Below are 11576 nucleotides of genomic sequence, written 5' to 3'. Positions count from 1 at the left end.
CGATCACAAAATCAACCGGCTCGACGAATTGCTTCCTTGGAATTGGACACCAGCACCGCCCGAAGATTGCAAGGCGGCCTAAACCGGGCGGTTACAGTTCAACTTCCAACCTTCACAGATCACTCGCGAGTTGGTGACCTCTTCGACGACGACAGAACGACCCTCAGACTGCTTGAGAACAAGTGCGATCCGCGCTTATGCGGATTTGTTACATTTTCCAAAAAATTTCTGTCTTCCACATGGGGGTGTTACAAGAGAGTGCCAGCTCCGTTCGATCTAGTGTTCGGACTGCGGATCAGGCGAATGGCCCAACCGCCCAAACCAACCAAGTCGCGCTAAGAACCGTATCATCTCGCGATCGAGCCAAACCAGAACTTGCCGCCGCTTCCAACGTCATACGCGGGACTATGCGAACTCGCAGCCTGATAACGACGAATAGGAGACTTCAATTCAATGCTGATCAAGCGTGACGGGCTCGAAAGCTAAAGCTCTCAATGTCTTTGCACAAGGATGTCACTTCGCGGCACAGGCCGCGCTCCCCACTTCTGAAGCACATTTAACAACGCTGACTTGTTGATCGGCTTCGTCAAAAAATCGTCCATTCCTGCTGCCAGGCAACGATCACGATCGTCACTCATAGCATTCGCTGTCAATGCAACGATCGAACAATGGCCAGTCAAGCGTTCACGTTCCAACTTCCGGATGGCTTGCGTGGCGGCGACACCGTCCATTTTGGGCATCGACATGTCCATGAGCACCAAATCAGGGCTGATTTCAGAAAATTTTTCCACGACTTCAAGACCGTTACTAACGAAGGTCAACGAGACGGAGGAACTCTTCAACATTGTCTTAACTATTAGCTGGTTTGTTGTGTTGTCCTCGGCCACAAGTATGTTCAGGTGGTGAAATTTCGGCTCTTCTTCATCGATAAGGACAGAGATTGGATCGGCTCTTTGGTGCATTTGAAGCGACTTAGCAATGGTATTACGCAAATGCTTTGAACGCACTGGTTTGAGCAGAACTTCGCAAGCGCCAAGCGCGGACCGGGTTGCCAAATCTATTGACTGATCGACGGATGACAACACGATGAGCGGAGTGCGTTCAAATCGGCTAAGGGCGCGGATCTCCGTCGCCAGTTCGGCACCGTTCATATTCGGCATTTGAAAATCCAGCAGGATAAGATCAAAGGACTGAGAGGGTTGTTTGAGTGTTTTCAAAGCTTCGGCCCCGGACGACGCCAAAACAACGGACATGTCCCAACTATTTAGACGCTCTGACAGAATTCTTCGATTTACGACTAAATCGTCGACAACGAGCGCGCGGAGGCCCGCAAGTTTGAGGTCACTCCCGTTAGTACCGGTGTCTGCGCTGTCGCTGGTCGGCAAAGAAATGTAGATAGAGAAGGTCGATCCGGAATCCTGTATAGACGTAGCACCCATTCGACCACCCATCAGCGCGACAAGTTTCCGGGATATCGCCAATCCAAGACCCGTGCCTTCGAACTGGCGGTTTCGATCACTGTCCACCTGCTCGAATTCTTCAAAAATGCCATCAATCTGATCAGGTGGGATTCCTATACCTGTATCTTTCACATCGATGCGCAGATCGTATTTACCAAGGTTCTTTGTCCCCGTAACGTCTATGCAGACATATCCTTCAAGCGTAAATTTTACAGCGTTTCCAGCGATGTTGGTGATGATCTGTCGTAGCCTACCGACATCGCCTTCGAACACAGTTGGCAGACTAGGGTCATATCGCAAGCTGACTTCAACTGATTTTTCGCTGGCTTTTGTTGAAAGCAGCGTCACAACGTCTTCGAGTGCGACCTGAAGGTCGAATGGGGCTGTTTCCAACTCCATCTTTCCAGATTCTATTTTCGAAAAATTCAAAATGTCGTTAATTATCGTTAAAAGGGCAGCGCCGGATTTCGAAATCGTCTCGGCGTATAGCTGTTGATCCTGATCCAGGTCTGTTTCCAGGATCAGTTCGGCCATGCCAATGACACCGTTCATGGGTGTCCGAATCTCATGGCTCATATTTGCGAGGAGGTTTGACTTTGCTTTGTTTGCACTATCAGCGGCTTCCTTCGCGAGTTCGAGCGCCCGTTCGCGCTCATCCCTCTCAGCAAAGGTGTTCTGCAGCACTGTAACAGAGTAATCGAGCGCACTGAATTCCTGAGAAACAAAGGACGCAAGTGGTTTTTTTACATGTGGCCGACCAATGATAACAGCCGACATTCTGTCATGAATGTTCCGCAACGGGCGCATGGCCAAGATGTTGGTTTGCAGCAAAAAAATTGCCGATAGGACCAAGACGGTCAGCGCTATAGTGAGACGTGTTCGTCTGACATTTGCATCAATCAAGGCTTTCCCCTCGGCGGTAGACCAATCTACCTCCATCATTCCGAAAGGCTCGCCTTCTACGACTATGTCACGCGTGAAGCGGCGAACATCCGCTCTGTCAAAGAGCTCTTCGCGCGTTGTGTGCGCGATGACGTTCCCGAAATCGTCTTTGATTGATAACGCCAACAGTCTCGGGTTGCTCAGCAACGCCTCTCCCATCGCGGATTCGAGGATTGGGGTGTCCTGAACGATGATGGGTTCAATCATCAATCCGCTTATAAGCGAGACGGTCATGTTTGCCTGAGCAAGCAGATCCTCGTTCATGCGGCCGGTCTCTGCCCGGCGCTCGTATTCTCCAACGAGGAACGTCACGAGAATCGCTGCGAATACCATCGAAAGTGAGATCTGGGCGTTTATTCCCAACTTTCTGATGCGATCACCCAACATGTTGATCAGAACATCTTGCTGTGGCGAATGGCTTCGCGAATGAAGTCGTAGTCCGCGTCAGATCCGTCCAGAAATCCGTCGTTGGCAATATCGCTCAAAATTGCGGGATCGGTGGTATTCAGCATTGCCTTGCGCATCGCGTCGCGAATTTCCGGACCCATATCCGACGCAGCAATCCAAGGTTTGGTGACGTTTTCAAACTCATACAGGATCTTGATCGGCACGCCTGCTTCGACCATTTCATCGAATGTGCTTTGCTTCAGTGCCCCCGCGGTGAACCTGCCAGCCCCGACCGCGGCACCAACCCGGTCATGTCGTTCCAGATAATCATACCCGCTCAACTCATGGCTGGTCACACCAGCGTCAATAAGATGGCTTTGGGCAAGGTATCTACCTATTGTCGATAGTTGGTCGCCGAAGGCGAAGCTCTGCCGCTTCAAGTCTGAAAGCGTCTGGAAACTGCTTTCTGCATGTACTGCGATGATCCCCTTGAACCGTTTCTTGCCCCCGATAGATTCCATCGCGATGATCTGGACGCCGTTGTTGCGATCACGGACTGAAATGTAGGATGCCGGGCCGAAACGAGCAAAATCCACTATCCCATTTGCGAGATGGTCAATGCCCGTCTCATAATCCTTTGCGATCTTCATCCTGATCTTGACCCGCTCACCCAGAATCGAGGTCATTTCCTGACCGAGGTAGTGCAGGAAGGATTTGTACTTCTTCACGGTAGCCGTCGGCTTGTCGGCGGCGTAGGTTCCGAACACCAGATTGATGTCTGCCACGGTCGGCGACGCAAGCGTTGTTGCCAGCACAACAGTCGCGAGCAGGCGACCCAAATGCGTCTTGGTTAAATCGCGCAGCCGACAACGTTCGAAGTGATTGAAGGTAGTGCCTTTCATTCGTTCTCCTTAGTATTGTCATGTGCGCATACCGGCGCACGCAGATGTCACCGTGTCTTTCGTCGCAGATCAAAAAGAAGAATTTATTAACTGGCGATTTTCGTTCTGCCAGAGTTCCGCAGTGTCCCTCACGGAAGTGTCTCCTTATGAGCAAGAGGGCGAGGATGAGGCACTGAAAAACCGGGGGGTGGCGTCTTGGCAACCACTGCTCTTTCAATGGGAGTAGTCAGGTCGAACGCGTGAAGCGCCCAACCAAGGCAGCACCAACAGAGCAATAGCATTCGACGAGTGATTTCAACCGCGCACTCCTCGTTGCGGCGTCAACTCCACTTCCGAATCGAGAGGTAGATTCAAGACGCACAGCAGTCACAGACCGCACGATGGCAACCGCATTTTGATCCACGCGAACCATTCAGTGTCGCCACCAATCCAGATCCCAAAATCAGGAAACTGGCGTCTAACTGATTGGTATACATCAACTGTTAACCAGAACCCACGTTTAATGGCTGGATGGAATTGAATAATGAAGGATGGTGCGGATAGTGGCTACAACTGCAAAAATCGGATCTGTTGCCCTTGGTCGTTTCCGCAGGAAGCACCTACTTGCGCTTCTCGCATTCCTGACATTGACTCCAAGTTTCGCTCTGGCCATTCCATCGCCTGAACTGGTGATTGGGTCAGTATCTTCACTGTCGCAGGTATTTGCCGTTGGGTTTGCCGCGATGACAGGAGCTGGTGCGCTGATCGCACGGCGATGCGGGTTCGCTCCCAAGGCGGGGCAAAGTCGAGCGGGCGCTCCAAATTGGCTGTTCGCCGTCTTGTTCATGCTCGCGGCCACGCTTGGCGCGCTCAACATCTGGCAATATCGCTCACAGCAATCCGAAGAATTGGCACGCCTGCAGGCTACTTTGGTTCGGCCTGCACAGTTTGACGGGACAGAGATCAAAGACACAGATCTCAAAGAGACCAGCTATTCCACACAGGCGGAAAGCCCGCTCGCATTGAGCACAGATGAGGCCGAACGCCTGTTGAACGACGCTGATGGGAACGCACCTGTTCTTTTCTTCGATGTAAGGGAAACCGGCGAACACAGGATGGGCACTCTGCCCGGTGCGCAGCATGTTCGCTTCCCCGATTTTCTGCAGTCAGATATCCCGCTGGCCGGTCAAAGTGTGGTGTTGTTTTGCCATAACGGCAACCGCAGCAGCGAAACCTGCGCGGAACTGGCCGCGCGCGGTATCGATTGCCGGTTCATAGCAGGCGGCATCGAGAAGTGGATCGTTGAAGGGCGCGATTTCAGTGACAAGGACGTCAACACGCTTAGCGACCTCAGGGCGATCCCCGAATTTCCGAACAAGGATACTCTGCTGAGCACGTCAGATTTCGTGAACCTTAAAGCCGACGAAAACCTGCAAATCGTCGACACCCGCTACCCCGGTGAATTTTCTTCAGGGCATCTACCCGGCGCGATCAACATTCCCATTCGGGCGCTGCCGACGGATGAGCTGAGACGACGGATTGCTGCGTTGGAAAACAAACCGACGATTGCCGCTTGCTATGACCGAAGAAGCTGCTTCATGTCGCAGGTTCTTGGGTTGGAGATCAGTGAGGCGGGCATCGATTTCCTCGGTCGGTACACAACGCCGTGGGAATATTTCGACGCCCCGGAACCCAAGCCCCATGTCCAGGAATGGCTGGCCGAACAGCAGACCTCGTTCTGGCAGATCGGAGTGAACGGGTTGGCCGCAGCGTTGCTTTGGATCGGCGAACGGTCACATTTCGTGCTGGCCCTGCTCGCTTTGTCGGCTTTGTCACGCATCATGATTTTGCCAATCGCGCTGAAATCTGAGCGGGACCAAATCGTAGCTTCAAAACATGCCAATGAATTGAAAGCCCTGAAAGACAGCTTGAAACACGATCCAGCACGCAAGGCGCGGGCAGTACAGCAGTTTTATGCAAAGTTGGGGCTAACTCCGTTGCGGAACCTCGCGGCGCTGCTCTTCCTGCCGATCATGATGCTCGGATTAAGCGCGGTGGAGCAGGCCGCAGGTGCAACGTCTCTGCCCTTCCTCTGGACAGAAAACCTGGGACAGCCCGATCCGGCTTATGCTTGGCCAATTATGTTCACGGTTTTGGCGGGCATTTATCTGCATTGGGCTGTTGCGAAAACCCCGCGGCAGGCAGCCTTGTGTTGGCTGATCGGAGCACCCCTCATGTTCGGCCTCGTCTTCCGGTTAAGTGCCGCTGGCAACATGTACCTCTGCACAAGCCTGACGCTTTTGCTGCTGCAACGCGCCTATGTTACCGGTGCCATTCAAAAACTGGTCCGTGAGAGTTTGCATAAATGGCAGCTTTGGAAGGTCCGCAAGCTCTTGGGCGGTGTGGCCCCACTCGATCACACGGTGGCATTGACTGAAAGCGGCAACAAATCTTACCGCCTGTCGGTTCTGAAGAATGCAGGCCTTCCAGTGCCGGACGGGGTCGTGATCCAGACAGATGCACTGTTGGCTTATGACCAAATGTCTGGCGAACGAAAGAAAAGTTTCGCGCAGATGATCTGGCGTATGATGGGCAAAAAGCCATGCGCCGTTCGCAGCTCTGCCGCTGGTGAAGACGGGGCCACCCAAAGTTTCGCAGGCGTCTTCGAAAGCGTTCTGGAAGTACGTGAGGGCGGGATGCGCGCGGCCCTTGATACGGTCGCCCAATCATTCTCGTCCGCGCGGGCTGCAAGCTATGACGCGCCGGGTGCGGCAGGCCATGATGGTAACATCCTCGTTCAGCACATGGTGGACGCAGAGTACGCTGGCGTACTCTTCACCCAAGATCCGGCTGCCCCAGGTTTGGCAATGGTGGAGTTGGTAAAAGGCTGTGGTGAAGACCTTGTTTCGGGACGCGTGACACCCCAAAGCCTGCGCTTTGGGCGTTACACCCAGTCGGCAATCGGCGACGGCCACGCGCCGATTGACCTGACACCATTGCTGGAGCTGGGACAGAAGATCGAGGCTATTTTCGGGCGGCCCCAGGATATCGAATGGGTCTATTCCGAAGGCAGTTTCCAGATCGTCCAAAGCCGCGATATCACCTCGTTGGCCGGTGGGAATTCTTCCGAACAGGTGCGCACCGATGAATGGCAGCGTATCTTCAACGATTTCAAGGACGCCGATCCTAATGACGTGATCCTGATGCGGGACGAGATGTCCGAGGTCCTGCCCCGACCAACACCGTTGTCGTTTTCGCTCATGGGTAGTCTCTGGGCCGCCGGGGGCAGTGTTGATATCGCCTGCCGTCAGTTAGGCGTGAATTACAATCTGCCAGAAGGGCGTCCCGGTCACCTGACCACACTTTTTGGCCTGACCTACGTCGATTGCGATCTGAAAGCGCTGTTGGCCTTGAATGTGTCTAATGGCAAAGCGCGCCAACTGCGCAAAGAAGCGGCTGCCCTGATCACCCGGTTCCGCGAAGAAACGATCCCGGCATTGCGAGAAGATATGGTCGTCTGGCAGGCGATGGATTTCACAGCCATGACGCAGAAAAAGATCGTCGAAAGCATCGAACAACTTCACGAAAAGCTGGTTCGCGACATCTATGTCGAGGCCGCGAAGATCAATATCTTGGCTAGCTTTACAATGACCGAGGCCGAGACATACTCCAAGGGAGACCCCGATGCGTACAACCGACTGATGCACCCGGTTCTGCATCATGCCCCGATCAACCTGATAAACGATTGTGCCGCCCTCAAGGGCAAAGCTCAGAAACGTGCGTTGATGGCATTGATGGGTCACAGAGCGACCTATGATTACGAGTTGAGCACGCCTCGCTATAACGAAGCCCCTGATCTGCTTTGGTCCCTATTGGACAGCGCGACGCCGTCGACGCTCAGGCTCGCCGATGATCTAACGACAGAGCCCGCCGACCCCGTCGATCTTGCGGTCACATTTCAGGACCTGAAAGAACAAGCAAAGCATGAATCACTAAGTATCGTTGCTCAGATCCGGCGCGCTGTCCTAGCGTTGTCTGAGAAGACCGGGCTGTCAGATCGCATTTTTCAACTGGAAATGGACGAACTTCTCAGTCTTGGAACCACAGATATTGAAGCCCTAAAAGTTGAAGCTCAGATACGCAAAGACCGGCAAGAAACTCTGCTCGTGTTCGCTCCGAAACAGGCATCACTGACATTACGGGACTGTGAACGTTTGTCTGCTTCCTCACCCATTCATGGCTTGGCCGAAACGGCGGTTCTTGGCGGTACTTGCGTATCAGGAAGCTGCGAAGTGACCGGCCGGGTGTTCGTGGTCCACGATGAAAACGCCACGGCTGCCGATGCATTTTCCGGGTTCGTGGACGGGGATATTATCGTTTGCCGGATGATCAACCCGGCGTGGCTTCCATATGTCCAGCGCTCTGGCGGGGTGCTGAGCGAAGTCGGCGGTTGGCTAAGCCATATGGCAATCGTCGCGCGAGAGAAGGGAATCCTGATGCACGTCAAATGTACCGGCCTCGACGAGCTTCGAGACGGCATGATGGTGCGCGCGGGCCTCGATGGTTCGATTGTCACCATCGATGTGAAGGGAGAGCAAAAACGTCGAACCGCGTGACTTTTGCGGTAGCTATGGCTTACCGATGAGCAGCCCCATCTGACTGGCTCCGTTTGACTGCCAGTCCGACATTGGACCTTGCACTGTTGAAGCACTGGTGGCCGGTAGCGCTTATGTAAACCGCGCCGGGTTTGCCGGAGGCTCACAAGACACATTGCTGGATAGAAGTCAGCCAACACCGTTACGCCCACTCTTTCCAGAACGGGCCTGTGGAAATGCTCCCCGCCCATCCCGCCGAACGAGGCCTCAGCGAAGCTGGGCACTGTCGCTTTGTACCCTCAGCTTCCAATTCTCAATCGCGGTCCCTTCGGTTTTCAATCGGCTTGCCAAAAAATAGAGCCGCTGGGTCGCTGGGCCAGTCGGGGCTGTCTCAAACCGCTGTCTCAGATAATAGGGTGGGATGGCCTGGGAAAAGAGTGTTGCCGATACCGTCACGCTCCTCGGATCAACGCCCTCGGGCAGAGTGATCTTGTATGTGAGCGCGTCCTTTCCGGCCAAGATGCCTTTATCGTGCTCGGCGCGACCCTCGGGCATGGTTGCCTTCATGAAAGCGGCGGTCACCTCGGAGGTCCCGAACCTTTGCTCGAAGGCGGGTGTCCCGGGCACAGCCGCGCCCCAGGGCAACAGGCGATTGTCCTTTGGGTGGTAGACCCGGTGGACAAAGCTTGTTGTGAACTCCTTCTCGGCATTCTGTGTCAGCTCTTCGTAGATCTGGACCTGCGTCTGACTATCGATCACATCGTGATGCTGTTGGTAGAGCGCCTCGCTGGCACCTTCCGGCACGACGTCCAGAAACTCGGTCTCCAGTGGCAGGTGGTCAGGTCCCAGGATCACGCCCGCACCGTTCGTGCACCCCGAGCACCACAGCTGTGCGCCACTGGCATCCGTGACCCTCACCTCCAAAAACGCGCGCCGAAACCCCACGCCGGAAGGCAAACGGTGGCCTGTCTTGTTGTCAACGCTGACGACGGCCTCCAACCCCCCATCCATACCCGTCAGGCTTTCGATCCGGACATCTGCCGTCTCGTCTCGGGCCTGCAACATCATCGTGTCGATGGAAAGCTGCGCGCCGTTGGTGGCATAAGTCATTGGATCCTTGGGACCAAGGCCCATTTCCTCATCGAACTGCGACAACATCTCGACCATAAACGCGTTCAACCCGACGAAACTGTGGCGTTTGTAGTCATCTCTGAACGGGACATCGATTTCGGAATGGGGCAAGGAATTAGCCACTTCGGGCAGGTTGCTGTCCTGGATCGAGGCGATCTGCGTGGTCAGACTGTCGATCTTGATCTTGCCGTCCAGGGACTCAAAATTCCCCTTCATATGGCAATCCTGGCAGGACTTGGCCGTGCCCGGATCAGCGAATTCGCTGTTCTGCCATTCAAGAAAGGTCGCCTGTTCGACGGAATGCTGAAACTGGACCAAAGGTTCGCGATAGGTTGCACCATATTGGTCAGACAGAAACGCCACGGCGTTCTTTGCCGCCTGGTTCAGAATGGCCTGTTCGGCATCGGTGAAGCCGGGTAGCGGCGCATCGGTTGGCGCATCCACATTGGGCAGATTGATCGTATGGCAGGCGCCGCACATCTCGCTGTCCTTGATATACGCGTCATGCACGGGCGTTATGCCCATCGCGTTCTCCATCGGCTTTTGGCGCACATCCGCGAAAGGCCCGATCAACTCGTCAGCCGGATTGGTCCGGAACACACCCGTCGTCCCGTTCATCAGATAGGTGTCCAGTTTGTTATAAGCGGGCTGCCCGCTGGCCTGTTCTGGCGGCGCGATGTGATGGCATACCGCACATGAAATGCCCTCGCGCGCGAGGTTGCCATATTCGTGGTAGGGATAGGTGCCATCTGCGATCTGTTGCTCCAGCTGAGCTGTTGTCAGCGGATCGTGAAGCAGGATGTATTCAGGTTTGAAGACATTGCCTTCAAGCCCCATCTCGGGGTTTGCGTGGGCATCAATCTCTAACTGGCGTTGCCCCATCGCGCCGTGACAAGACAGGCAGGTCGTGCCGAGATTGTCCGACAAGTCCCCTGCCCCGGCTTGTTCCAGCAACGCAAATTCGGATTCCAGCTGCGCAAAAAAGATCGGGTCCCGCCCGGCAAGCCCCATCGGGGACCAGCGCCATTCGCCGTATTCCGAAATATTGTAACCCTCGCCATATTCCGGGCCGCTCTTGATGAACATCGTGACACCAGATGGCGCACCGCCCAGACCGCCATGGCAGCCGATGCAATTGTCCGACGTCAGGAAATGCTGGGTGTCGTCCGGGCGGGCGGGCACGTGATCCAGCCATTCGCTGGGCAGGGTTTGCAGCTTTGCGGGCGGGACATCAATCCCCCCTTCGGGCGGAAACATCTCTTTGAAAGCGGGGTTCACATCTACGGGCGAAGCTGTCGCTGCCGCAACATGTGCCGCGCGCATCGCGGCCGGATCATGCGCATCATCGACATAGGATTTTATCATGTCCGCCAGGGACGCTCCGAAGGCGGGCTTTTGCGGTCTGGGCAGATCTCGCCAACTCTCGTCCACGCGGTAGATCACCGGTTCACCCGGATATCTTTCGACATTCTCAAGCGCTGCGAAGATCAGCTCTTCTGCCGCCGAGGCATGGCAGCGCATGCACATCCCGTCCCCCCCTGCGCCTAGCGGCGGGCTGTAGGGAGGTTTGAATTCGTCAATGACAGGGCTGCGCGCCTTCATGGTCTTTTCATCCGCGAAATAGACCGAGGCAAAGAACCACCCGCCATGTGAAAGCTTGCTGTCCTTGACAAGAACGGTCCAGTTCAGACCGCCCGCAGAGTAGGTGTACTCTGCCATTTCCTCCTCGACCCGTGCCGGATCGTCTTTGTATTTTTCGACCAGTTGAGCGCGGTATTCGTTGTAAGGGCCCGCGGGCGGAGTCGCCATCTCCTTGATGATAATCGCACCGTCAGCGATCTCCCCTTCGCGGCCATTCTCAAGCCAGGAAATGACCTCGGGCGAGTAGTACATGCGCACGGCCGGATGGATGCCGAAGCTCATGTTGAAAACAAACGGGCCGGTGTCGCGCCAGCCTTTGTCCCGGTGCCAGCCAAGCGCCGCGTATTCGCGTTTGGCGATCCACGGGAACAGAATGTTTTCGTAATCGATCAGCGGCAGGCTGCTGGGCAAAGGCAAGCTTGCAAGATGGGCTGCGTTGGTTTGCGCATCCTTCTCGAACGCGGCGGCAGGTCCGACCATCGGCGACCAAAGGCAAGACGCGAGGGCCAAGGAAACGAGATGCCGCATTATCAAACTCC

General features: G+C 55.1%; 4 protein-coding genes. 1 reads left to right on the top strand and 3 read right to left on the bottom strand.

The features are described 5' to 3' along the window. Positions 1 to 491: 491 nt before the first annotated feature. Both EDD52_RS18370 and EDD52_RS18365 read right to left on the bottom strand, forming a co-directional pair. Complete coding sequence (locus tag EDD52_RS18370) at positions 492 to 2789, bottom strand: response regulator (RefSeq protein WP_243652009.1); 2298 nt, start codon at positions 2787 to 2789, stop codon at positions 492 to 494. Between the two features lie 5 nt (positions 2790 to 2794). Beyond that, positions 2795 to 3691, bottom strand: coding sequence for a PhnD/SsuA/transferrin family substrate-binding protein (locus EDD52_RS18365; protein WP_132247690.1), 897 nt, complete (start codon positions 3689 to 3691; stop codon positions 2795 to 2797). Between the two features lie 542 nt (positions 3692 to 4233). Here EDD52_RS18365 and EDD52_RS18360 point away from each other — a divergent pair. Next, the gene (locus EDD52_RS18360; protein WP_243652008.1) at positions 4234 to 8286 is read left to right on the top strand and encodes a PEP/pyruvate-binding domain-containing protein; all 4053 of its coding nucleotides are present in this window, start codon (positions 4234 to 4236) and stop codon (positions 8284 to 8286) included. A 246-nt stretch (positions 8287 to 8532) separates the two neighbouring features. On the opposite strand, the gene EDD52_RS18355 is transcribed toward EDD52_RS18360, so the two are convergent. Further along, positions 8533 to 11565, bottom strand: a complete 3033-nt coding sequence (locus EDD52_RS18355) for a hypothetical protein (protein WP_132247688.1) — start codon at positions 11563 to 11565, stop codon at positions 8533 to 8535. Positions 11566 to 11576: the final 11 nt, after the last annotated feature.

This window comes from Primorskyibacter sedentarius, assembly GCF_004342065.1.
Classification (GTDB): Bacteria; Pseudomonadota; Alphaproteobacteria; order Rhodobacterales; family Rhodobacteraceae; genus Primorskyibacter; species Primorskyibacter sedentarius.
Note: the sequence above shows the minus strand (reverse complement) of the source record. Positions and strands in the feature narration are given on the sequence as shown.

What these genes read in the sequence shown, in the direction of transcription:
- EDD52_RS18370 (WP_243652009.1), bottom strand. Translation starts at nt 2,789, where the DNA reads ATGTTGGGTGATCGCATCAGAAAGTTGGGAATAAACGCCCAGATCTCA.
- EDD52_RS18365 (WP_132247690.1), bottom strand. Translation starts at nt 3,691, where the DNA reads ATGAAAGGCACTACCTTCAATCACTTCGAACGTTGTCGGCTGCGCGAT.
- EDD52_RS18355 (WP_132247688.1), bottom strand. Translation starts at nt 11,565, where the DNA reads ATGCGGCATCTCGTTTCCTTGGCCCTCGCGTCTTGCCTTTGGTCGCCG.